The organism is Clostridium bowmanii (genome assembly GCF_018861315.1).
GTDB classification, from domain to species: domain Bacteria; phylum Bacillota; class Clostridia; order Clostridiales; family Clostridiaceae; genus Clostridium_AD; species Clostridium_AD bowmanii.
On sequence record NZ_JAHLDL010000033.1, the window covers coordinates 15,876 to 38,854 of the forward strand.

The following is a 22,979-nucleotide window of genomic DNA, read 5'->3' on the forward strand; positions in this document are numbered from 1 at the left end:
CCGCACCTGCTGAAAAAAAGCTTAAAATTGTTTTCACAATCCCAAGCTTTATTGTTAATTAAAATTTTATTTAGAAGCTATAAGTAAGTCTTTGTCCAATATATGATTAATCAGCCAATCATTTAAAAAAGTTAGTATTTCCATAATAGCCTCATCTGGATTTTCATCAACTTTGATTAAATTCACTTCATATAATTTTTCTATAAAATTTGCATGATCAATTTTTTGAGTAAATAATCTTTTGTAATTTATACTCTCCATATATTTTTCTTCATCTTTAAAATGATAAACTGTGTACTGTCTTAGTTCTTCAATTACCTCCACTATGTTATCATATTTATCCAACTCATATGGACTTTTTAGCAATTGATAGGCTTTTTCTGCTATTTCAAAAAGTTTTTTATGCTCTTCATCAATAAACGTAATTCCTGTGTAGTATTTTTCTTTCATCTCAAACATGTTTAAAATTCCCCCTACAGTTGTTTTAATTTAATGTTACAACTATATCTTACTTTTTTTATATTTATTTTACAACATAAATTACCATGTATTTTATATTTCTAAATCATCAAATTCATTTTTGTTAATAGGGAATAAGTAATCCATATTATAATTCTCCTTTTAGAAATGCTCTTCTCTTACGAAATTCGATAATAGGAGCATCTCCTTGAATAAGATTTTCATTCATTTTAAATTCAGTTTTTTTAGGGATTTGTGCTAAAACAACTCTTCTATCTTGATGAAGAATATATTTATTACTAATATTACTCATTTTATTAACTAATTGTTTTAATACAGGGATTTTCATAAATTTCTGATAAAATCTGAGATAAATTTGAGTGTGTTCATCATCGATAGGTACAAAAATTGCTACTATTTTAAGGTCAGCACTAATAACATTTTGCCATAGATTTGGCATTTGAAACTGAAGACTAAACAATTTTTCAAAATTTTTAATTTCATTTTGTTTTAATGGATGTACTTTACCATCATCCACAATGTTATTAACATAGAAAGTCATCAAATTTTCTTTCCATTTAACTACAGGCCCATTTACTAGTGTTTTATTTCCTCTACCTATAGAAGAGGTATGCACAAAGGGTAAATGGACAACATCTAATTGATTTTCAATAGCTCTAGTGTAATGAACTGGCCACATCTCTGAAAATCCTCCATAGGAGAAACCTTCCCGTAACTCCTTGAAAAAAGGAATTTCCGGTAACTCATAAGTAAATTCTCCAAACCATAACCAAATCAGACCATATCTTTCTTCAACTTGATAAGCATTAACCTTAAACCTTTCTGGTATAGGTGTATTAATACCATTAGCTGGTATTAAAGTTACTTTTCCAGACGCATCATATTGAAATCCATGAAAGGGACAAGTCATTTTGTCATGAGCTATTTTACCTGCACTTAAAGAAGCCCCTCTATGACAACACTTATCAAAAATGCAATTTACTTTACCATTTTCACTTCTCCAAAAAACCAATTTTTCACCCAGTCTTGTCACACCTATTGGCTTTTTACTTTTTACTTCTTTTGAATCCAAAATACCATACCATTGATTTCTAATCATATTAAGGCTTCCTTTCATTTTAAAATTTAATTCCCTTTAACTTAAATAGTTAATTCTATTTTTATGCCAGAATTTTTCCCAGTTTCCATTACTACTATTAAAGGCTAAGAAAATATATAAACAACTCATCATGCTTCCTAAAATCAAAACGAATAAAACCCAAACTATAGATTTAATAACATTATTCTCTCTATGCACTATCCAAGAGCATACTATAATAAATTCAATATAAATATCTACAAGAGATATTTGTCCCCAGGACATTCCTAATAATATATTACCTTCCCCAGTGAAACTACCAATAGTAAAACCATATATAAGCATTCCAAGCATTAATAAAAAACCAATAAACGATAATATTTTCCCGATTTTCATAAAATTCATCCTGATTTTTTAAATCTATATATATTTTAACATATAAATTCATACTAAACCCCCTTATTTTGTATTTTAACATTACTCATCACTTGAAGTTACCATCTACAATACTATAGAGTTATAAATGATACAGCGATGGCACCAATACCTGCATTTAATCCAACAACCGGTGATATTTCAGTAATATATTCTGGCGGTTGTCCTAAACTCTCTGTTAATTTCAGACTCAATTCATTAGCCTTTGCATTAGCATTAGCATGAACTACACTATATGAGCTTATTTTATTTTTTTTATTCGCACTCTTACGTACATAACACCCGATATAAATTTGTTATATAATACTTCTCCATTTATATTAGTCATTTCCATATACAGACACTCCTTGAGAATATTATTTATTAACAAATAATAGATATCGTTACATAGATAAAATAATAACACATTATTACTAGTAAATACATATGTTTTAAAAATAAATATTGAGTTATTATTCATATTAATAAATTAGTATATAAAAAAAATTCTCATATCAAATGAGAATTTTTTATCCTAACTATTTATATGTACTTATAGCAAAAGCTATTACAGTTTGTGCTATAAGCAATTCGAATAAATTTAATGCCATACAAAATAAGAATAGCTAAAGATTAAAATCTCCGCTATTCTTATACTAAAAAGGCATGATAAAAGTCTTTCCTGTTTTAGGATTTTTAGTTATATATACATCTAATCCATAAACCTTTTTAATTATATCTTCTGTTAATACTTCCTCTGGGGTTCCATCTTTATAAACTTCTTTATCATGCATTAGTATCATATGATCACCATAGGCAGCTGCTATATTCAAATCATGTAGCACTGCAATAATTGTTATGTTTTTATTCTTATTCAATTTTTTCAATTGATTCATTATTTCAATTTGATGATGAATATCTAGGTGAGAAATAGGTTCATCTAGAAGAATTATTTCTGTTTCTTGAGAAATTGCTCTTGCCACTACAACTCGTTGTCTTTCACCGCCACTAAGTGCATTTATGCTTTTATTCCTAAGTTCCCAAGTGTTTGTAGACTTCATAGCGGTCATAGCTATTTCTACGTCTTTTTCACTTTCCGAGCAGAATCTAGGAATGTGAGGAGTTCTCCCCATAAGAACTATATCTTGCACTGAAAAATCAAATTCAATGTCTGTACTTTGTGGTACCACAGACATTTCCTTTGCAAGTGTGTTTGCTTTTATTTGGGATAAATCAACTCCATTAATTGAAATCTCACCTTTTTCCATATGCAGCGATTTTGATAATAGTCTTAAAAGAGTAGTTTTACCTGATCCATTAGGTCCTAGAATGGTATAAAATTTCCCTTTTTCTATATTTATGTTAATATTCTTTAATACTTCGTGTTCAAAGGAAAAACACAGGTTATTTATTTCTATCAATCAAATCGCCTTCTTCTTTGTTCTATATAATAGATATATAAAAAATGGGACCCCAAAAATCGAAGTAATAATTCCAACTGGTATTTCCGATGGAGGCACTATTACTCTTGCAAGCGTATCACAAATTATTAGAAATATAGCTCCTCCAAGTGCTGAAAATGGTATAACCACTCTATTATCAGAACCAAAAATCATTCTAATAGCATGAGGTACTATAAGGCCTACGAATCCAATTATCCCACTTACAGATACAACTGCTGCCACCATTAGTGTACTTATTATAAATATATACTTTTTAAATCCATTTACATCTATACCTAGACTTCTTGCGCTATCTTCTCCAAGCAGCATAATATTCAGATCTCTTGAAAATGTGAATATAAATAAAATAGAGGGAACTATTATTATAAATAGTAAAATAACCTCGTTCCACCCTGCTGTGGAAAAACTACCCATAGTCCACATAACTATTTTTTCAATATTATCGCTATTAAAGGTCATCAATAATGAAATAATAGAAGACAGCAAATAATTTATAGCAATTCCAGCCAGAAGTAATGTGGCTACTGGAACTTTTGTACCAACTCTTGCAATATTATAAACCAAAAAAGTAGTTATTATAGCCCCAATGAAAGCAGTGAATGCTACCAAACTCATTCCGAAAAAATGAGTTTCACTAAGAAAAACCATGGCTATAGTGGCTCCAAGCGCTGCTCCTGACGAAACACCCAGAACGAAGGGGTCTGCCATTGGGTTCTTAAAAATCCCTTGAAAAGAAGTCCCCACCACTGAAAGTGCTGCTCCTACTAAACATGCTAAGAGTATTCTAGGAAGTCTTAAATTTAATAATATGATTATAGATGTAGACTTAATTCCTTCTATAGATACAAATTTATTTAATATTGGGATTTTACTTATTACAATTAAAGCTGTCTGTCTAAAAGAAATATCTGCCACCCCAAAATTTGCTGAGGCAATTATCGCAATTATAAGTATAAATACTCCAATTACAAAAACTCTTTTATAATAACTCTTATTTTCTATAAATGTCATGGTAGTGCAACCCCTTTTACTTGAAAAGTTCAGGATGAATTAGTTTAGCCATTGCTTCTAGACCTTCTGCAAGTCTTGGTCCCTGCCTAACAATAGAATTATCGTCAACTTCCAATAATTTACCATTTTTAACTGCTTTCAAATCTTTGTAACCTGTAGTAGCTTCTATACCTTTTTTTGAATCAAAGAACTTTGAACATATTAGCACATCTGGGTCCTTTTCTACAAGCTTTTCTACACTGTATTTCCAACCAATCGCATCATCTGCAACATTCGTCCCACCAGCCATCTCTATCATATTACCTATAAATGTATCTTTTCCTGCAGTGAAATCACCGCTTTTACCAAAACCTGCTACATAATATACTGTTGGTTTGTTTGCATCCTTTACCTTACTTGTTATATTTGCAACTTTCTTTTTCATATCTGATATTATCGACTGTGCTTTTTCATTTGCATTTACAACCTGGCCAAGCTTTGCCATTGTATCATATACTCCAGCAAAACTCTCTTCACCGTAAAGTACTATAACTTTTATATTAAGAGCTTCTAATTTTTTAACAACTGCCTTATCAAAATGAGTTGATGCAATAACTACATCGGGTTTCAATTCAACAATTTTTTCTATATTGGGTTGTAATAAACTACCAACAGATGATACCTTACTAACCTCTGTTGGATAGTCATCATAATCACTTCTTCCAACTAAATTTCCACCTTTACCAAGGGCATATATTCCTTCTGTTATATTGGGTGCAATTGTAATGATCCTTTTTGGTTCAGTTTCAATTGTAACGGTTCTATTATATGAATCCACCACTTTTAATGGATAGACAACAGCAGTTGTTTCCTTTTTAGTAGTGCTTACCTTCTTGTCCGTAGCTTTGTTACCACAAGCACTAAACGCAAAACAAACAATAACGGCTAAAACTATACTTATAATACTTTTTTTTTTAAACACAATATTCCTCCTAGTATTCCTTATTGGCACTAAACTATTAATTGTTTAGCCTATACAAATTTTAATTTTCTACTTTGTTATTTTATTTTAATTGGTATGCCACAAACCACTAAGTGAACTTCCTGTGATCTGGATGCGATATAATGATTTACTCTACCTGCAATATCTCTAAAAATCCTGGCCATCTTATATTCTGGAACAATTCCTGATCCAATTTCGTTAGTTACAATAATAATTGTTTTTGAACTTTTTTCAGCTTCGCAAAGAAAATCAGCTACCTCTTTTAAAATTTCACTTTCCATGTTATCTATTTCCTCATTATTTAAATCGTCGAAGTTATCTCCGGCACTTTCAAACATAAGATTTGTAACCATTATTGTTATACAATCCAATAAAATTGTATCAAATTTTATTTCTTTATTATAAAATACCTGTTTTAAATTTTTATAGCCTTCAAAAGTATGCCAAGTAGATGGCCTTCTTTCTTTATGCTTTTTTACTCTATCCTTCATTTCATCATCAAATGGAATTGAAGTGGCAATATAAAGTACTCCGCCATTAGCTTCTTTAGCTAGCTTCTCAGCATAGGTACTTTTCCCACTTCTTGCACCACCTGTTATAAGTACAATTTTTTTCATAGTACACTCCTTATTAATTTATTGATAAAACCCTAGTTAAAAAAAGTCCAGCAAATAAAAAAACCACACCTCATGGATGTGGTAATGCAATTAATTTTTCCATCTATTGGATTACCCAATATCATTGCTAAATTAAGCACTTTTCATCCTCCCTCCGAAGACTAAAATCTTGAGCATTTAGGCAGGTTTACTGGCTTTAGCATCATCTTACTCTCCAACCTTCTCAGTTTCCCAATGGTTTTTTGGATTTCATCCTCTAATACAGTAGCGGCGGGCTGCAGTGGTTTTTAACCACTTTCCCTTTTAACCCTTGTCACAGGGCACCTATTGCTAATATTCTATTTTATTAATTTCACAATAATAATTGTAACATCAAAAAAATATTAAAGCAATAAAAAAGAAAAAAAGTATACATTACGCTTATTGCAATACGATTAATGAATTCTCTTTGCTAAGAACTACTAATTTTATTTTTAATTAATCTGCTAAAAAATATAAACTCGCTGTCATAATATATAAAATTATTGATATTTAAAAACTATTATGCTATTATTTTTTAAGTTATAATTATTCAATATAATGTATAATTATAACTTGTAATTTATAACAATTCTAATATAGTTAGTATACTATAAATATATTATAAAAAAGGAGCTGTTACGGTGTGACAAAAAATGTTTTTGTTCAATTGTTAAATGTTTGTAAAAGTTTTGATTAAGATGAGGCAGTCATTAAAAACTTAGACCTTAATATTAGACAAGGGGAGTTTTTAACCTTACTTGGACCAAGTGGTTGTGGAAAAACAACTACCTTAAGAATGATAGCAGGTTTTGAATGATAATATAGCCTTTGGTCTTAAAATGAAAAAGATGCCAAAGAGTAAAATCAAAGATAAGATAAATGAGATGTTGAAAATGGTTCAACTTGAGGGTTATGAAAATAGGAAGCCATCGCAGTTAAGTGACGGCCAAATTCAACGTGTTGCTATTGCAAGAGCTATAGTAAATAATCCAAAGGTTCTTCTTTTAGATGAACCACTGGGCGCTCTTGATTTAAAACTTCGTAAGCAAATGCAGTTAGAACTTAAACATCTCCAAAAAATACTTGGTATAACCTTTGTATTTGTAACCCATGATCAAGAAGAAGCACTGATTATGTCTGATAGAATTGTGGTTATGAACAATGGAATTATTGAGCAAATTGGAACACCGGAAGAACTTTATGAACACCCTAAAACTAAATTTGTAGCTGATTTTTTAGGAGAGACAAATATTTTAGAGGGAGAAATCTTTAAGTTAAAAGAAGATGAAGTTCTGCTTAAACTTGAACATGAAGAAGGCATAATAAGAATACCTAACCTAAATTATAAGCTGGGAGATAAGTTTATAGTTTCTGATGAGATCAAAGAGTATTTCATAACATGGGACCCAAATCATACTATTGTAATTAAAGCATAAATGGAGGTCATAAATGAAAACTAATAAATATAGAAATGCAATTATAAAATACTTCCCCACAATTTTACCTGCTATGCTATGGATGATTGGATTTTTCGTTATACACCTTCCGCTTACAATGGGTGGAATTGTATCTGGCTCAATTTTAGTTTTCATTCCTACTCTTGGTCTTTTCTTCATAACTGACCTTATGGGTGGAAGTAAAGTAATCCTTATGAGTAATCTTATTAAAAATCAGTTCCTTACTGTAAGAGATTGGCCCTTCGGCTGCGCTATATCAGTTATTTTAATAATTTTCATGCTATCAATTATTATATATAACTCGAGAGTATCAGGAACTAAGGGAACTAAGGAGGTTTTATAAGGATGAAAAATAAAAAAATAGCTTCTATAAAATTTGTATATTTACTTTTAATATTCATGTTTTTATATATACCGATTATGGTACTTATCACATTTTCCTTTAATCAGTAAAAATTAAATGTTGTTTGGACAGGCTTCACCTTTAAATGGTATCAAAGCCTTCTCCATAATGCAGGAATCTTAGAGGCTGTTAAAAACTCCTTTATCATAGCTATAATAAGTACAATACTTTCTGTAATTATAGGAACCTTAGCTGCTATTGGAATGTATAGATATAAGTTTAAAGGAAAGAGAATAGTTGACGCAATACTCTATGTTCCCTTAGTTATACCTGAAATAGTTATGGGTATATCCTTACTTGTCTTCTTTTCTATTGTAAAAATTCCTTTAGGAAAAGTATCATTAATTATCGCTCATGTAACTTTCAGCATAGCGTATGTAGTTGCTGTAGTTAAAACAAGTCTTGACGGTTTCGATAAATCAGTTGAAGAGGTAGCAATGGACCTTGGTGCAACTCCATTAAAAACTTTTTTTTATGTGACACTACCAATTATTATGCCAGGGGTTATAGCAGGTGGCTCTTAGTCTTTAACTTATCACTTGATGATGTAATAATCAGTTTTTTTTGTAGCTGGACCTGGAAGTGTGACTTTGCCACTTAAAGTTTTCTCTATGGTGAAATTTGGTGTTACACCTGAAATTAATGCTCTATCCACCTTAATAATATTGTTAACAGTTATAGTACTTGGATTTGCACTTTTGATTAGAAATGTGAATATAAACATGAAAAAAATCACACTTATACTTACCTCAATTTTCCTTGTTTTCTCAAGTATTGGTGGTGGAATATTTCTTTATTCTAAAAACAATACTGAGCCTAAAGAGGTTTTAAATGTTTTTAACTGGTCTGAATATTTACCACAATCTGTTATTGATAAATTTGAACAAACTTATAATATTAAAGTAAATTATAGTACATTTTCTTCCAATGAAGAAATGCTAGCAAAACTCATGGCAGGTGGCGGAAATTATGATTTAACAGTTGCCAGTGATTTCATGGTTGAAATATTAAGTCTTATGACAGTGATAGTCCAAAAACAAGTCTTATAAATGGAGAAGCAAAAGCAATCTTTGCCTGGGGAGCAGAAGGAAACTTGGCTAGTCGTGAAAATTTAAACATAAAGTATGTAATACCTGTGGAAGTTCTATTCCTCCAACAAGATAATTTTGTAATTCCAAAAGCTGCAAAAAATATAAAGGCAGCGGAGCTTTTTATTAATTTTATAATGGAATCAGAAATAAGTGCTTAAATTTCTCAAAAGTTCCCTTATAGGAGTCCTAATACTGCAGCTTACAAGTATATAGATAAAGCAATACTGGATGATAAGGCAGTTTATCCACCAGAAGAAGCTGTAAAAAAAGGTGAGTACTTAAAGGATATTGGAAAGTCGGCAACAGATTTAGATAAGATATGGACTGAAGTTAAATAAAAATAAAGTAGCTAGGATTTTATAAAATCCTAGCTACTTTATTTTTTCATTGTTACAAAGGTTTTTAGTTATTTTAAAAATATTATATAATTTCTTAATAATATTTACATACAATGTTTTTTAAGGGGTAAACTATAATAATTATTATATTTAGTACTAATATACCATGAAGGTGATATATATGAAAATTGAAACAATTGATTCAAAAATAAATACTATTATAAATGCCATAGGAACATCCACTCCTACTAAAGTAAAAAGAATATCAATTGGTAAAAATCCATCAATACAAGGTGCAATTATCTATATTGATGGTCTAGTAGATAAAAACATTATTAATAGGGATATTCTTAATCCACTAATGATTCAAATAAACAGCTCCATAGAACTAAATATGGACACTGCAAGTTTTTTATGTAGTAATTACATTACGGCAGATTGTTCTTTTATTAAGGGCAACACTGAAGAAGTTTGTAAGCCTATTAAAAATGGAAACACACTACTTCAAATTGAAAATATAGAAGACTATGTAATAATCGATACCACTGGTGGTGCAATTAGGGCAGTAAGCGACCCATTGAATGAAACTTCATTAAGGGGATCAAGAGATGGTTTTGTGGAAAACTTAGAAGTTAATATAAGTTTACTTAGGAGGATGATAAAAGACCCTAACCTCTCCATTGAAAAATTTGTTGTCGGAAGGCGATCACAAACGGATTTAGCTTTAGTTTATATTAAAGATTTAGTTAATACAGAGGCTCTAGACGATCTAAAAGAAAGGATAAATGCAATAGACGTAGATTCAGTTACTGGAATTGGGGCATTCCAAGAATTCATAGATGAAAACCCCTACAGTATTTTTCCTATGTGTATGTCCACAGAGAGACCAGATAGAGTATCTCCAGCTATTATGGAAGGTAGAATAGCTGTAATTTTAAATGGGTCTCCCTTTGTATTAACACTTCCTTCTATATTTGTTGAATTTTTTCACACCGTAGAAGATTATAATGAAAGAACAATATCTGCAAATATAATAAGGCTCATTAGATTTATATCAGTTTTATTAGTTATTACACTTCCCTCAATTTATTTAACATTAATTAAATATAATGGCGAACTCATACCTATAGAATTTGTTCTTCCGGTAGTACAATCACGAATAGGAATATCTCTTTCACCTTTTATAGAAATACTTATACTAGAAATACTAATGGAAATATTAAGAGAAGGTGGATTACGCCTTCCTTCAAAAATAGCCTCAACTTTAAGTATAGTAGGTGGTATTATTATAGGAAATACCGCAGTACAATCAAATATGGTAAGTCCTACTACTCTGCTTGTAATTGGTATCACAATTATTGCTTCTTTTGCAGTGCCCTCGGTTGATATGTCTATTTCTATAAGACTATTAAGATTTCCGATGTTGTTTCTAGCAAATAGCATAGGTATATTGGGGGTTGCTACAGGATATACACTTCTTATCCTTCATTTATCTTCCTTAGAGAATTTCGGTGTTCCATATATGGAATTTAATAAGAATGATTTAAAGGATACTTTTATTCGTGCCCCATTATGGGAAATGAATTCGCGTCCCTCCGTAATCTCAGAAAGAAATAAAAAAAGACAAACTAGTTTCAGATATAAATTTAGGAGAAAGAAAGATGAATAAAAAAAACAGGCTACTAACCTCTACTCAGCTATTTTTTATATTAATTGGTTGTATTATTGGTATGGGTGTCACTAGCATCCCTGCGGATGTAGTAACCATTTCACATCAAGATGGGTGGATTTCTACTATAATAGGTGGAGTATATCCATTATATATTGTCTTAGCTTCCGGAATAATAATAAAAAGACACCCTAATAATAATATTATGGAATTAAGCAAATCATACTTTGGAAAGATAATAGGCAATATTTTAAATTTATTCTTTCTGTTTTCATTTTTATTCTACATGGTACTAGTTATTTCCGCTTCAAGCAATCAATTAAGAGCATATAGTATATATTTTATCCCGCATTTTAAAATAGTTATACTTTTTGTTGCTGTTGCTTGTTATGCTTCGATTAAAGGTTTAAAGGTATTAGCCAAATTTACTACAATAACATTTTTTTTGTTATCTTTTATTATTGTAGCTTCCACAGTATCCTTTAAGGCTGGTAGTATCTTAAATGCAAAACCTTTTTTTGGTTCAGGTTTGTCGAAAATTTTAAGCGGAAGCCTAAAAACTATTTTCGCCTATTCAGCTATGGAATTACTACTAATAATATATCCATATGTGCAAGATAAAAAAAACATACTAAAAGCTGCCTTAATGAGTACACTTGTAGTAACCGTCTTTCATACCTGGATAGTTTTTACATCTATTTATTTTTCTGGACCAGATTTAATAGTAAAACAATTATGGCCATTCTCTTTCGTGGCTGAATCATTCAAAATACCAGTGGTAAATAATTTTAGATATATAGAGATACTTATATGGATTGCTCTAGCATATAAAACCATATCTATTGAATTTTATGCCGCAACTAAAATATTAAATAGTATTACTAATATTAAAAGAAAGATAATTTGTTTTTTATTATTACCAATTGCCTTAATTTTACCACTGTTTATGGAAAATGAAGTGTTGAGGCGAAATATTGCAGGTATGATTATTCCTTGGGTAACCTTATTTAATATTTCTTATATAACCATAATTGCGCTATTAACTCTTTTAAAAGGTAAAAGCAAACTTAGATATATTCAAGAAAAAGGAGAATCTTCTAAATGAAAAGATATAGTATACTTATAATATCTATTTCATGTATAGTTATATATCTCATATTTAATTCCAGCAAAGGTAATCTTGCAATAGAAAAAATTGATATTTGCTCGGGCTTATCCTTTGACCTCATTACAAGTAGCCCGATAAATGAATATAACGTTGGTGCAAGTACGTATGCTTTCCCCCAGAAAGATAAAGTTTCAAGTGTTATATTAGACTCTATTGCTAAAAACATCCCTGATACCAGATCGATCAGGTCAACTATCAGTAGCAAAGAATTCTTACTTGGATTGCAGAAAGTTTTTATTTTTAGTGAAGATGTGTCAGCTTCTGGCATTAATCCCATTATTGATATAATGTTTTCCAATCAACAAATGAATGATTCTACATGGGTGGTTGTTTGTAAAGGAAAGGCTGTTGATATGCTAAAGCTTAAAGTTGAGGATGCTGTCACCTCATCAGATCATATTGACGGTATTATAGAAAGCTCCATCGAACAGAACTTCATGTCTGGAGACTATAAAGTCGTAGATGTGTTTGTACGGGTAGGTTCAGAGGGACGAGATCTAGTTCTTCCGTACTTAGAAATATTAAACAATAAAATTACTATAACCGGTATGGTTGCTTTCAAAAAAGACAAGTTGCTTGCAAAAATGCCAATGGAAGAAGCCAGGTATATGAATTTTTTAAGGAATAATAAAGTTAAAGGAACACTCACACTTCAAAAGGATTCACAACACTTGGTATCGACTTATGGAAAGGTAAAAAGGAAGGTACGGTGCGAAAAAATCAATGGTAAATATAAATTTAATATTGATTTAGAATTTAGCGGCACGGTTGTAAGTAATACTATGTATAAGGATTTCATGACAAATCCCGAAACTATAGCTAAGTACACTCATGAATTAGAGGAAGAAACAAAGAAAAGGTGTAACGAATTTATAAATAAAATGCAAAACGGGTATAAAACCGACTGCCTAGAACTGGGCCGTGATGCCGCAGCTGCTTTTGGAAGAAATCTTGAAACAGATTGGGATAACATTGTTTGTAGTGCAGACATTAACGTTAATGTAAAAGTAATGGTTAATAATCTTGGTAGAGGTCAGTTTTTATTCGAAAAAAATAAAGATAATTAAAAAAATGAAAGGTCCATAGTTAAATAACACCACTTACCTTTCATTATAATAATTCTATATCCTTATGTTTAGATAATTCTTCTAAGATATCTTCTACTAGCACATGTTTTAAATTTCTGAAATTTCGTGCCTTACAAATAAACCTTAAGCTAAGGCACACTCCTCCCTCCTCCATGGAGGTATATATTGTGTGAGAGAGGTTTTCGTAATAAATTGGTAGAGTTTTTGAGGCTATACTTAGTGCGCCCTTTGCTTCTTCCTCTATATCCCCTACTTTATCATTAGCTATAGCCATTAATATATCTTTAGCTTTTTTCCAGTCGCTGCTTAGGGTAAGGTGTATTTCAATCTCATTCCAAGTAAATGGAAAGGAGTTAGTCTCATTTATAAGCTCTTCAGTTAGAACCATTATATTGGGTATATGAGTAATTCTTCCAGTACTTTGTCCGTATGTTTTGTTGTCATTTTCAATAACTTCAATTATAGTAGTATAAAACCAGTCAACTGCCAATACGTCACCAAGACTTTTTCCGATTTTTATTCTATCACCAATTGCAAAGGGCTTTTGGGTGTTGATTATTACCCACCCCAGAAAACTAGCTACAACATCACGAAAGGCAAAGGCTAGCCCTGCTGAGAAAATACCTAAAAAAGTCAATATGTCCTTAGACTCATACATCCATATTGGTATAATAACTATAACTGATAAAATATTTATAAATAATGAAGTTGTCTTTTTATATTTTATTATATCTTTAGAATAAAACTTCGATTTATCTACAAATGAGCAGATACCTTTCTTCATTAGATGAAATATAATTATTAGAGCTAAAGTTATTATTAACCTTATTAAAACACTAACGGTTTGAAACTTTAAACCTAACTCTAGTAAAAATTCAGCCACGAGCTTTCTCCTCCTTTGTATAAATTTTGCCTATATTTAAAATGGACGGTAGTGCTTTACTATTGCTGAACTAGTGCGTTTATTGCCATAACATATCCATATTTACCAAAGCCACAAATTTGACCGTAGCAGGCTGGTGCAATTACTGATTTATGTCTAAATTCTTCCCTTGCCTGAATATTACTAAGATGAACCTCTATAGTATTTATTGATATGGATTTTATAGCATCAAATATTGCAATACTATAATGGGTATATGCCCCAGCATTGATGATTATTCCATCATACTTTTCATAGGCCCCTTGTATAAAATTTATTATTTCACCTTCAATATTGCTTTGGACAATATCAACGTGAACCTGAATCTTTTTAGCCTCTTTATAGAGATAGCTACACATTTCTTCGTAAGTTGTGTTTCCGTACACACCCTTTTCCCTTATTCCAAGAAAATTTAGGTTTGGACCATTAATTATTATTACCTTCATACCCTCTCTCCTTATTTAATATTTTCTGCATATATATCTATAATATTACTCTTCATATCATCAATATTACTAATATTCATAATTTCATAGTCACAATATCTTTTGTACAATAGTCCTCTCTAGTAAAATAATCTATAAATTTGAGAAGGATCCTTTGCAAGTAGAGGACTAGTCTCATTTACCCGAGCTAGGCATACCAATTAAAACTATATTTTTCATCTTCATTTTATATCCGATATTGAACTTCTATAATTGCCCAATGTCTTAAAGTAACGACTATTCAATTTAATTAATTCAATTGAAGTTACTACCTTAGGTTCATTTATATTTCCTTCGAAATCTATATAAAAGAAATATTCCCAGGGCTTATCCACTATTGGTCTAGATTCAATTTTCAAAAGATTTATATTATTCTCTGCAAAGTGCTTTAATACGTTATAAAGTGAGCCTGCTTTGTGGGTTGTGGACAAAACCAAGCTTATTTTATCGTTTTTATTAGTTATTTCCATTTCTTTCCCAATGACAACAAATCTAGTGGTGTTTGTTGCATTTGAATTTACGTTTTTTTGTAAAATTTTCAGACCATATATTTCTGACGCCTTAGAGCTTGCTATAGCAGCCAAGGTTTTATCCCGCCTTTCTTTAACTAACTCTGCACTTTTCGCAGTGCTATTAAAAGGAATTAACTTCCAATGCTTATAACCTTTCAAATATTCCATACTTTGCTCTAAACCTTGGGGGTGAGAATAAACTTCTTTAATTCCCATTAGATTTTGGCTTATTTTAAGATATTTTTCCCCTATTATATAAAAGCTATATTTATTAAGAAGATCATAAACCTCAGATATAGCTCCTGTAGATGAATTTTCTATAGGAATAACACCATAATTTATTTTCCCATATCTTAAGTCCAAAAATATATCTTCAAACTCACTTATTGCTTTTGTATACACTTTTTCACCAAAATATCCTTTAAGTGCTTCCTCGCTAAAGGAACCCTTAACACCATAAAATCCAACAGTTAGCTTTTCATCCCTAATTAAAACTCCATCCGTATTTAAATTTTTGTTTTGATATCCCCTACTTATTTCCATAACAGATTTAAAGAACTCTTCTACTTCTAAAAGTAAATCCTTATTTTTAACTAAATCTAAAGTTTCTTTTATAACTGCTTCTTCTCTTGCAGCATTCAGAATATCTATGTTGTTTTTCTTTTTATATTGGGCTATCTTTAGAACTACCTCCATACGCTTTTCAAAAAGTGAAAGGAGATTCCCATCAATTTTATCAATTTCATTCCTCAAATCAACTATGTCAAAATCATCTACATTACTCATAAAATCACATCCTTAAATTATCACCATCGCAGCTGCTTATTTTCTACGAAGCTGTAATATTATATAAAATCTAAAATACTCATTGCTGCACAGGATTCAATTACTGGTAGTGCTCTTAACACTATACAAGGATCGTGCCTACCTGTAACAGATACTTCTGAGTTCTCGTAAGTACCCATATCGATAGTATTTTGAAGCTTAGCTATGGAAGGTGTAGGCTTAATTGCTACTCTAAACACAATAGGCATCCCATTAGAAATTCCACCATTAATTCCACCATTATTATTAGTCTTCATGCAAACCTTGCCGTTATTCATGTAAGGAATATCATTAGCATTGCTTCCCCGAACTTTTGTTATTTCAAATCCTTCACCAAACTCTACACCCTTTACTGCTGGTACAGAAAATAGTAATTGAGCTAAATTACTCTCAATAGAATCAAAAAACGGTTCACCGAGGCCACAAGGTAAATCCAATATAACAGCTTCAATTATACCTCCCACAGAATCTGATTCTTCCTTGGCTTTTAAAATAATATTTTTCATTTTTTCACCTTTCACATCATTAATCACGGGGAAGTTTTTCTTTAAAATATCTATTAGAAGCTGATTTTTTAAATTGACACCAGAAAAATAACTGTCTGAGACATTGCCAATACTCAAAATATGGCTTCCAATTTTGATTCCCTTACCTTTAAGGATTTGTTTAGCAACAGCACCTGCAAAAACAAGTGGTGCAGTAATCCTTCCCGAGAAATGGCCGCCGCCTCTATAGTCGTTAAACCCAGAATATTTAACTTTTCCTGTGAAATCTGCATGACCCGGTCTTACTAAATCCTTTAACTTATCATAATCCCTAGAGTTTTGATTTTCATTGAAAATAACCCCGCAAAGTGGTGTTCCAGTGGTATATCCATTAAAATATCCACTTAAAATTTCAACTTTATCTCCTTCACTTCTTTTGGTTGAAAATTCATCTCTGCCTGGCGCTCTTCTTTGCATTTCGCTTGCTATAAAATTCATATCAAGTGCTATACCAGCTGGTAATCCATCAATGGTTATTCCTATGCCTCTTCCATGAGATTCTCCAAAGATAGAATACTTTATTTTTTTACCCCATTGTCCACTCATTAACTTTCCCTCCTAGGCGCATAAAATCCTGATAAAAATCCGGGTAGGATTTTTTTACTGCACCACTATCCTCTATTGTAAGATTTTCAGTACATCTAGTTGAAGCAATTGCCAAGGCCATAGCTATTCTATGATCATTCCAACTGTTTACAATGCCACCCACAAGCCATGGTTTACCATGAATTATAAGTGAATCTCCTCTTTCTATAACCTCCGCTCCAATTTTATTTAATTCCGTAGTTATAGCTTTTATTCTATCAGATTCTTTAAATCTAGCTCTCCTAGCATTAATGATTTCTGTAGTTCCAACACTTAATGCTCCAAGCACTGCTACTATTGGTAAAAGGTCAGGACATTGTGATACATCAATAATGCTGCCTTTTAAATCTGATTTTGAAGCTTTTATGATACCATCAACAAGTGATATATTTCCGCCCATATCTTTTATTATGTCCACTATTACTTTGTCGCCTTGAAGTGATTCCATATTTACATCGAGGCACTGTAGTTCTCCACCTAAAACACCTGCTGCTAGATAAAATGCTGCTTGAGAAAAATCGCCTTCAACACTATAATCTCTATTTTCATAGCATTGATTTCCTTTTATTTTGAATTCTCTATAATTATTATTTTCTATGGTTACTCCAAATTTGGAAAGTACATCTAAAGTTAAATCTATGTACCCAATGGATTCCATTTTTGTAGTAACTACAATTGTGGAATCGCCATTTAATAAGGGTAGTTCATAAAGTAACCCAGTAATAAATTGAGAACTTACATCCCCTCTAAGTTCAAAATTTCCGGGTTTAAGTTTTCCTTCTATTGTTAGTGGAAGGCAACCTCCCTTTGTAGTGTACTTTATATTCTGCTTATCAAAAATCTCATAATAAGGTTTAAGTGGTCTTTGTGATAGTTTACCCTTCCCTTTAAAAATTATTTTTTCACCACTGTGCATGCCTATAGGTATTAGAAACCTTAAGGTTGATCCACTTTCATTGCATTCTAGCTCATTGCGTGCAGCCACATTGTTTTCAAGTTTACTATTTACAAATCCTAGGCTGGAAAACCCGCTAGCACATTTACCATTTATGTGGAGACCATCAGGGATCTTTTTTATTTGTGCTCCTAGTTTTTCCATTATTTCGCAGGTGGCTATTATATCCTCAGACATACTAATATTATTAATTGTACATTGGCCGTTGCTAAGTGCTGCGGCTATAATTACTCTATGACATAATGATTTTGAAGGTGGTATTTTTACTTTTCCATTTAATGAAAAGGGCTGAATAGTAACTGCTTTCATATATTATCACCTCGCTTTGAAATAAAAATTTATTTTTGATTGTTTTGAAGATATTCCACAATCTTATCTTCATGAATTTCTCCAATAAAACTATTACCAATAGATTCTATTAATATAAAATTCATAGAATCACCAATGTTTTTCTTATCATGACTTATAGCTTCAATTATAGCTTCGGTTTTTATTTCAGGCAAGGTCCAAGGTAAATTATACTTAATTAAGATGTTTTTTATAATATTCGCTGTGCCAATTTTAGTAATTCCTAGCTCTTCCCCTATTTTTGTTATAGTATACATGCCGATTCCCACCGATTCTCCATGAGAGTACCCTGTGAAATTAAAGAATTGCTCAACGGCATGACCTATTGTGTGACCAAAGTTTAATAACATTCTTTCCCCAGTGTCATGCTCATCTCTTTCAACAATATCAGCCTTAATTGTGCAACAAGTATAAATGATTTCATCTATTCCTTTCAAAGCTGCTTCACTATTTTCATAATTCATTAATTTATAAAATAACTCACTATCTTTAATTACTCCATACTTTATAACTTCACCCATGCCATCCGATACAAACTTTTCACTAAGCGTTCCCAGTAGCAATGGATCAATAAAAACTGCCTTTGGATTATAAAAGCTTCCTACAAGGTTCTTTCCCCGAGGTAGATCTACTGCCACCTTTCCACCTACACTACTATCCACTTGCGCCAATAGTGTAGTTGGAATTTGTATAAGTGGAATTCCTCGAAGGAAAGTGGAGGCTACAAAGCCAGCCATATCACCTACAACTCCACCACCTAAGGCAATTATAATATCCCCTCTGTTTATCTTAAAATCTAATAGTTTGTCATAAACCTGTAAAAGAGTTTCAAATGACTTACTTTCTTCCCCTGCCTTAACCACAATTTTAAAAGTCTCAAACCCTTCAGCATTTAACGCGTTAATAACCTTTTGCCCATAAAATTTATTAACATTAGAATCTGTTACTACAGCTATTTTTCTTCCTTTATATATCTTTTTAACTTCACTGCCTATTTCACCTAATAATCCATTCTTAATGTATATTGGATAACTTCCACTGGATGCTTTAACATCTAAACTATACATCTTAGTCTAGCTCCTTCCTCTTCATAGTTGCACTCTCAAACCTCTTTTTTAGAAAAGCTTCATCTCCATTTATTATTGCTTCTTTTATCTCTTTTATATTATTTTCAAAGTCTTGTATTTTATTAATTATATTTTCTTTGTTATATAAGAGTAATTCAGGCCATAATTCACCATTTATAGTAGCCACTCTAGTGATATCTTTAAAACTTTCTCCTACAAACTTAGATACCCCAGTAATTGAGCTATTAGAGTCTATTAATGAAACAGCTATAATATGTGGTAATTGACTAGTATAAGCAATTATATCATCATGCTTTTCAGGGGTAAGATGAACCACTCTTTTGCAACCCATATCCCTAGCTAAATTCTCTACTAAATTTATATTTTCCTCCTTGTTACCTTGTATCGGTGTCAAAATATAATTAGCATGTTTAAACATATCCACAGTGGCAGCTTTTAAACCTGATTCTTCTTTTCCTGCCATAGGGTGTCCCCCTATAAAATCTAAATCTTTCCTGAGTACGGGCATAATTTTACTTAGTAAATCCTTCTTAATTCCAGTAGTATCTGTAATAACTGCTCTAGTTTTAAATAACTTCATATTGTTTTTCACAAAATTTATTGTCTTTTGAGGATAAATAGCAAGTATTACAATATCCGAATCCCTAAGAGGTATTTTTGGATTTATATAACCCTTATCTATAATATTCATCTTTTCCGCCGCTACTAAAACATCTTTATCAATATCAATAGCCCATAGATTTTTAGGTTTTAATTCTTTTAGTGCCATGGCATAGGACCCACCTATAAGTCCTATACCCACAATTGTAATATTAAAGTCACTAATGTCCAATTTTATCACCTCTTAAATTATTCTATCTTGTGTTTCTGCAATTGCCCTTACTGAATTTATAAAAGCCTTGAATTTCTCTGGTTTTAAAGATTGTGCTCCATCACACAATGCATTAGCAGGATCGTAATGTACCTCAATTTCAAGTCCATCTGCACCAACTGCTATAGCAGCTTTTGCTAATGGTTCTACTAACCACCATTTACCTGTAGCATGACTCGGATCCACTATGACCGGCAAATGCGTAAGCTTCTTAAGCACTGGAATTGCACTTAAATCTAAAGTATTTCTTGTGAAAGTTTCAAAGGTTCTAATTCCTCTTTCACATAAAACTACATTTTCATTTCCTTCAGACATTATATATTCCGAAGACATAAGTAGTTCTTCAATGGTTGCACTCATACCTCTTTTTAAAAGGATTGTCTTATTACATCTTCCTACCTCTTTTAAAAGATCGAAGTTTTGCATGTTCCTAGCACCAATTTGCAATACATCAGCATATTGTGAAATTTTGGAAACAAGCTCTACACTCATAACTTCAGTAACTATTGGAAGTCCAGTAATTTTTTTTGCTTCTAATAATATTCTTAGTCCTTCTTCCTCCAACCCTTGGAAACTGTATGGAGAAGTTCTTGGTTTATATGCTCCACCTCTTAGAAAATTAGCTCCTGCGAGTTTTACATCTTTAGCAATAGTTATAAGTTGTGATTCACTTTCCACAGCGCAAGGTCCAGCTATTATTGCTAGTTCTTTTCCTCCTATTTCTTGGTCATCTACATTTATTATAGTATTTTCAGGATGAAAAAGTCTATTAGCTCTTTTGTAAGGTGCTTGAACACTCACTACCTTATCAACAAAATCCTCTGCTTCAATCTGACTTACGTTTATTGCACTTGTGTCTCCAACAAGGCCTAAGACACAATGGTTTTCTCCCTGAGAAAGATGGACAATGCAACCAAGCCCCTCTAATTTTTTCACGATACCTCTTATTTCATCTTGTTTTGCATTTTGATTCATTATAATTACCATTTTAAATTCCTCCTAAACTATTAATTTGCTCTATTTTCAATAAAATCTTTAGTTTATAATCTGTTATAAAAAACTATAAAAAAAAGGGAAGCCCCTTTATAATTGGTCTTCCCTTTTAAAAGTGAAAAACCTCTTATAATGAGTCTTCCTTGCGAACAGACACAGCTTACTTTCTATAAATCAGCATAAGCCGGTATTATAGTTTTATGGTTAAACTCATTATTTAAAGAAATCATATATATTTTTTTGCACGCAAAATAGCCAACGCTAAAATAACGATAGCTAAAGCTAAAATAAAAATATACTTTTTGATTGATTCCTTTAACAATGACATTTTTCATAATTGCGCCTCACAAAAGTTTGAATTAGTTTCCGTAAATTCTTTAATATTTAAACAGTATATCATGTTAGGTGTATTTGTCAACCAATGTTTTTCCAAGAAATACCCTATGTTTTTCAAAAAAATCAATTTATATTTTCACAAAAAGGTAATTTAATTAAAGAAATTGTTATAAAACCCCGACTTGATAATTGTTCTTATTTAGTATATAATATTGTTAAAGATTCAAATGAAGGGAAGTTTTTATATGAAAACAAGAGGAAATAAAATATCTATAATTGGTGCAGGTTTTGTAGGTTCTACTACAGCCTTTGCACTTATGACTAGTGGACTTACATCTGAAATTGTAATAGTAGATATAAACAAGAACAAAGCCGAAGGGGAGGCAATGGATTTGTCTCATGGTGCTCCTTTTGTAAGGCCTATTGATATAACTTCCGGTGAATATTCAGACACAAAAGATTCAGATATTGTAATTATTACTGCTGGAATTGGACCAAAACCAGGAGACTCTAGACTTACTTGTATTTCAAAAAATCTTAAAATATTTCAAAGCATAGTTCCAGAGGTTGTAAAATACAGCCCCGATTCTATATTAATAGTAGTTTCAAACCCGGTGGATATATTGTCTTATATAACTTACAAGCTTTCTGGCTTTCCAAGCAATAGAGTAATTGGATCAGGAACAGTTTTGGATACTTCCAGATTTAAATATATGCTTGGTCAGCACTTTGAAGTTGATCCCCGAAACATACATACCTATATAATGGGTGAACATGGGGACTCAGAAATTGCCACTTGGAGTTTAACTAGTATTGCAGGCATGAATGTTGATGAGTACTGTGATACTTGCCTTAAAAAATGTGGTGGTGAGATGAAATTAAATATATATAAAGATGTAAAAGAAGCAGCCTATAAGGTTATTGAGAAGAAAGGAGCTACCTATTATGCGGTTGCGCTAGCTGTTAGAAGGATAGTTGAAGCAATACTTAGCAATGAAAATTCCATTCTTACAGTGTCTTCTTTGTTAAACGGTGAATATGGAATTCAAGACGTCTATATGGGTGTTCCAACAATTATAGGTAGAGGAGGAGTAAAGAAATTGTTACAAGTTAATCTAAATAAGGAAGAAAAGGACCAACTTGTTGACTCTTCCAAGGTACTTAAATCTGTTATAGATGATTCAAATATATAAGATTATAATAAATCATTGACTTTTATTGAATTTTTGTATAG

General features: G+C 31.5%; 24 protein-coding genes, 2 pseudogenes and 1 riboswitch. Of the genes and pseudogenes, 9 read left to right on the forward strand and 17 right to left on the reverse strand.

The genetic code is table 11. The features are described from left to right. Window positions 1-66: 66 nt before the first annotated feature. The 8 genes from KPL51_RS18325 to cobU form a co-directional block, all read right to left on the reverse strand. Window positions 67-459: a bacteriohemerythrin gene (locus tag KPL51_RS18325; protein ID WP_216164631.1), complete on the reverse strand. Its 393-nt coding sequence runs from the start codon at window positions 457-459 to the stop codon at window positions 67-69. Window positions 460-607: 148 nt separating this feature from the next. Next, window positions 608-1,579, reverse strand: a complete 972-nt coding sequence (locus tag KPL51_RS18330; RefSeq protein WP_216164634.1) for a Rieske 2Fe-2S domain-containing protein — start codon at window positions 1,577-1,579, stop codon at window positions 608-610. A 36-nt stretch (window positions 1,580-1,615) separates the two neighbouring features. Beyond that, the gene (locus KPL51_RS18335) at window positions 1,616-1,954 is read right to left on the reverse strand and encodes a DUF1475 family protein (RefSeq protein WP_216164638.1); all 339 of its coding nucleotides are present in this window, start codon (window positions 1,952-1,954) and stop codon (window positions 1,616-1,618) included. A gap of 113 nt (window positions 1,955-2,067) precedes the next feature. Beyond that, window positions 2,068-2,286, reverse strand: coding sequence for a DegV family protein (locus tag KPL51_RS23665; RefSeq protein ID WP_216164732.1), 219 nt, complete (start codon window positions 2,284-2,286; stop codon window positions 2,068-2,070). A 342-nt stretch (window positions 2,287-2,628) separates the two neighbouring features. Then, window positions 2,629-3,393 carry a heme ABC transporter ATP-binding protein gene (locus tag KPL51_RS18345; protein WP_216164641.1) on the reverse strand — a complete coding sequence of 255 codons (765 nt, stop codon included), beginning with the start codon at window positions 3,391-3,393 and terminating at the stop codon, window positions 2,629-2,631. Next, window positions 3,394-4,446: a FecCD family ABC transporter permease gene (locus tag KPL51_RS18350; RefSeq protein ID WP_216164644.1), complete on the reverse strand. Its 1,053-nt coding sequence runs from the start codon at window positions 4,444-4,446 to the stop codon at window positions 3,394-3,396. It abuts the gene before it with no gap. Between the two features lie 16 nt (window positions 4,447-4,462). Further along, the gene (locus KPL51_RS18355) at window positions 4,463-5,407 is read right to left on the reverse strand and encodes an ABC transporter substrate-binding protein (protein ID WP_224854457.1); all 945 of its coding nucleotides are present in this window, start codon (window positions 5,405-5,407) and stop codon (window positions 4,463-4,465) included. 77 nt (window positions 5,408-5,484) lie between these two features. After that, window positions 5,485-6,045 carry a bifunctional adenosylcobinamide kinase/adenosylcobinamide-phosphate guanylyltransferase gene (cobU, locus tag KPL51_RS18360; RefSeq protein WP_216164647.1) on the reverse strand — a complete coding sequence of 187 codons (561 nt, stop codon included), beginning with the start codon at window positions 6,043-6,045 and terminating at the stop codon, window positions 5,485-5,487. A gap of 162 nt (window positions 6,046-6,207) precedes the next feature. After that, window positions 6,208-6,388: riboswitch (cobalamin riboswitch) on the reverse strand. Between the two features lie 387 nt (window positions 6,389-6,775). Here cobU and KPL51_RS18365 point away from each other — a divergent pair. The 8 genes and pseudogenes from KPL51_RS18365 to KPL51_RS18390 form a co-directional block, all read left to right on the forward strand. Beyond that, window positions 6,776-7,391: pseudogene (locus KPL51_RS18365) on the forward strand (ABC transporter ATP-binding protein); the annotation flags it as partial. Window positions 7,392-7,593: 202 nt separating this feature from the next. Next, window positions 7,594-7,866: pseudogene (gene potB, locus KPL51_RS18370) on the forward strand (spermidine/putrescine ABC transporter permease PotB); the annotation flags it as partial. A 263-nt stretch (window positions 7,867-8,129) separates the two neighbouring features. Continuing rightward, the gene (locus tag KPL51_RS24635; protein ID WP_446681739.1) at window positions 8,130-8,450 is read left to right on the forward strand and encodes an ABC transporter permease; all 321 of its coding nucleotides are present in this window, start codon (window positions 8,130-8,132) and stop codon (window positions 8,448-8,450) included. A gap of 66 nt (window positions 8,451-8,516) precedes the next feature. After that, window positions 8,517-8,975, forward strand: coding sequence for a hypothetical protein (locus tag KPL51_RS24640; protein ID WP_446681740.1), 459 nt, complete (start codon window positions 8,517-8,519; stop codon window positions 8,973-8,975). A gap of 17 nt (window positions 8,976-8,992) precedes the next feature. Next, window positions 8,993-9,175, forward strand: a complete 183-nt coding sequence (locus tag KPL51_RS24645; RefSeq protein WP_446681741.1) for a hypothetical protein — start codon at window positions 8,993-8,995, stop codon at window positions 9,173-9,175. Window positions 9,176-9,536: 361 nt separating this feature from the next. Beyond that, entirely contained in the window at window positions 9,537-11,024 is a 1,488-nt protein-coding gene (locus KPL51_RS18380) for a spore germination protein (RefSeq protein ID WP_216164651.1), read from the forward strand. Continuing rightward, window positions 11,017-12,129, forward strand: a complete 1,113-nt coding sequence (locus KPL51_RS18385; RefSeq protein ID WP_216164654.1) for a GerAB/ArcD/ProY family transporter — start codon at window positions 11,017-11,019, stop codon at window positions 12,127-12,129. The genes KPL51_RS18380 and KPL51_RS18385 overlap by 8 nt, the downstream gene beginning before the upstream one ends. Continuing rightward, window positions 12,126-13,259, forward strand: a complete 1,134-nt coding sequence (locus KPL51_RS18390) for a Ger(x)C family spore germination protein (protein WP_216164657.1) — start codon at window positions 12,126-12,128, stop codon at window positions 13,257-13,259. Before KPL51_RS18385 ends, KPL51_RS18390 begins: the two co-directional genes overlap by 4 nt. A 43-nt stretch (window positions 13,260-13,302) precedes the next feature. Here the strand turns inward: KPL51_RS18390 and KPL51_RS18395 are convergent, their stop codons facing one another. From KPL51_RS18395 to KPL51_RS18435, 9 genes are all read right to left on the reverse strand, one after another. Continuing rightward, on the reverse strand, window positions 13,303-14,163 hold the full coding sequence (locus tag KPL51_RS18395) for a mechanosensitive ion channel family protein (protein ID WP_224854455.1): 861 nt from the start codon (window positions 14,161-14,163) through the stop codon (window positions 13,303-13,305). Between the two features lie 59 nt (window positions 14,164-14,222). Further along, window positions 14,223-14,648 carry a type II 3-dehydroquinate dehydratase gene (aroQ, locus tag KPL51_RS18400; RefSeq protein ID WP_216164660.1) on the reverse strand — a complete coding sequence of 142 codons (426 nt, stop codon included), beginning with the start codon at window positions 14,646-14,648 and terminating at the stop codon, window positions 14,223-14,225. 221 nt (window positions 14,649-14,869) lie between these two features. Next, on the reverse strand, window positions 14,870-15,985 hold the full coding sequence (locus KPL51_RS18405) for a chorismate mutase (RefSeq protein ID WP_216164662.1): 1,116 nt from the start codon (window positions 15,983-15,985) through the stop codon (window positions 14,870-14,872). Between the two features lie 59 nt (window positions 15,986-16,044). Further along, the gene (gene aroC, locus KPL51_RS18410) at window positions 16,045-17,115 is read right to left on the reverse strand and encodes a chorismate synthase (protein WP_216164666.1); all 1,071 of its coding nucleotides are present in this window, start codon (window positions 17,113-17,115) and stop codon (window positions 16,045-16,047) included. Continuing rightward, window positions 17,096-18,418: a 3-phosphoshikimate 1-carboxyvinyltransferase gene (aroA, locus tag KPL51_RS18415; protein WP_216164682.1), complete on the reverse strand. Its 1,323-nt coding sequence runs from the start codon at window positions 18,416-18,418 to the stop codon at window positions 17,096-17,098. The genes aroC and aroA overlap by 20 nt, the downstream gene beginning before the upstream one ends. Before the next feature lie 29 nt (window positions 18,419-18,447). After that, on the reverse strand, window positions 18,448-19,524 hold the full coding sequence (gene aroB / locus KPL51_RS18420) for a 3-dehydroquinate synthase (RefSeq protein WP_216164685.1): 1,077 nt from the start codon (window positions 19,522-19,524) through the stop codon (window positions 18,448-18,450). Between the two features lies 1 nt (window position 19,525). Next, entirely contained in the window at window positions 19,526-20,377 is an 852-nt protein-coding gene (locus KPL51_RS18425) for a prephenate dehydrogenase (RefSeq protein WP_224854452.1), read from the reverse strand. A 12-nt stretch (window positions 20,378-20,389) separates the two neighbouring features. Continuing rightward, window positions 20,390-21,403 carry a 3-deoxy-7-phosphoheptulonate synthase gene (aroF, locus tag KPL51_RS18430; RefSeq protein WP_216164688.1) on the reverse strand — a complete coding sequence of 338 codons (1,014 nt, stop codon included), beginning with the start codon at window positions 21,401-21,403 and terminating at the stop codon, window positions 20,390-20,392. A 173-nt stretch (window positions 21,404-21,576) separates the two neighbouring features. Next, window positions 21,577-21,744, reverse strand: coding sequence for a hypothetical protein (locus tag KPL51_RS18435; RefSeq protein WP_216164692.1), 168 nt, complete (start codon window positions 21,742-21,744; stop codon window positions 21,577-21,579). Between the two features lie 246 nt (window positions 21,745-21,990). Here KPL51_RS18435 and KPL51_RS18440 point away from each other — a divergent pair, with 246 nt between their 5' ends. Next, a complete protein-coding gene (locus KPL51_RS18440) occupies window positions 21,991-22,938 on the forward strand; it encodes an L-lactate dehydrogenase (RefSeq protein WP_216164695.1) in 948 nt (315 codons plus the stop codon). Window positions 22,939-22,979 lie beyond the last annotated feature (41 nt).

What these genes read in the sequence shown, in the direction of transcription:
- KPL51_RS18325 (WP_216164631.1), bottom strand. Translation starts at nt 459, where the DNA reads ATGTTTGAGATGAAAGAAAAATACTACACAGGAATTACGTTTATTGAT.
- KPL51_RS18330 (WP_216164634.1), bottom strand. Translation starts at nt 1,579, where the DNA reads ATGATTAGAAATCAATGGTATGGTATTTTGGATTCAAAAGAAGTAAAA.
- KPL51_RS18335 (WP_216164638.1), bottom strand. Translation starts at nt 1,954, where the DNA reads ATGAAAATCGGGAAAATATTATCGTTTATTGGTTTTTTATTAATGCTT.
- KPL51_RS18350 (WP_216164644.1), bottom strand. Translation starts at nt 4,446, where the DNA reads ATGACATTTATAGAAAATAAGAGTTATTATAAAAGAGTTTTTGTAATT.
- cobU (WP_216164647.1), bottom strand. Translation starts at nt 6,045, where the DNA reads ATGAAAAAAATTGTACTTATAACAGGTGGTGCAAGAAGTGGGAAAAGT.
- KPL51_RS24635 (WP_446681739.1), top strand. Translation starts at nt 8,130, where the DNA reads ATGTATAGATATAAGTTTAAAGGAAAGAGAATAGTTGACGCAATACTC.
- KPL51_RS18380 (WP_216164651.1), top strand. Translation starts at nt 9,537, where the DNA reads ATGAAAATTGAAACAATTGATTCAAAAATAAATACTATTATAAATGCC.
- KPL51_RS18385 (WP_216164654.1), top strand. Translation starts at nt 11,017, where the DNA reads ATGAATAAAAAAAACAGGCTACTAACCTCTACTCAGCTATTTTTTATA.
- KPL51_RS18390 (WP_216164657.1), top strand. Translation starts at nt 12,126, where the DNA reads ATGAAAAGATATAGTATACTTATAATATCTATTTCATGTATAGTTATA.
- aroQ (WP_216164660.1), bottom strand. Translation starts at nt 14,648, where the DNA reads ATGAAGGTAATAATAATTAATGGTCCAAACCTAAATTTTCTTGGAATA.
- KPL51_RS18405 (WP_216164662.1), bottom strand. Translation starts at nt 15,985, where the DNA reads ATGAGTAATGTAGATGATTTTGACATAGTTGATTTGAGGAATGAAATT.
- aroC (WP_216164666.1), bottom strand. Translation starts at nt 17,115, where the DNA reads ATGAGTGGACAATGGGGTAAAAAAATAAAGTATTCTATCTTTGGAGAA.
- aroA (WP_216164682.1), bottom strand. Translation starts at nt 18,418, where the DNA reads ATGAAAGCAGTTACTATTCAGCCCTTTTCATTAAATGGAAAAGTAAAA.
- aroB (WP_216164685.1), bottom strand. Translation starts at nt 19,524, where the DNA reads ATGTATAGTTTAGATGTTAAAGCATCCAGTGGAAGTTATCCAATATAC.
- aroF (WP_216164688.1), bottom strand. Translation starts at nt 21,403, where the DNA reads ATGGTAATTATAATGAATCAAAATGCAAAACAAGATGAAATAAGAGGT.
- KPL51_RS18435 (WP_216164692.1), bottom strand. Translation starts at nt 21,744, where the DNA reads ATGAAAAATGTCATTGTTAAAGGAATCAATCAAAAAGTATATTTTTAT.
- KPL51_RS18440 (WP_216164695.1), top strand. Translation starts at nt 21,991, where the DNA reads ATGAAAACAAGAGGAAATAAAATATCTATAATTGGTGCAGGTTTTGTA.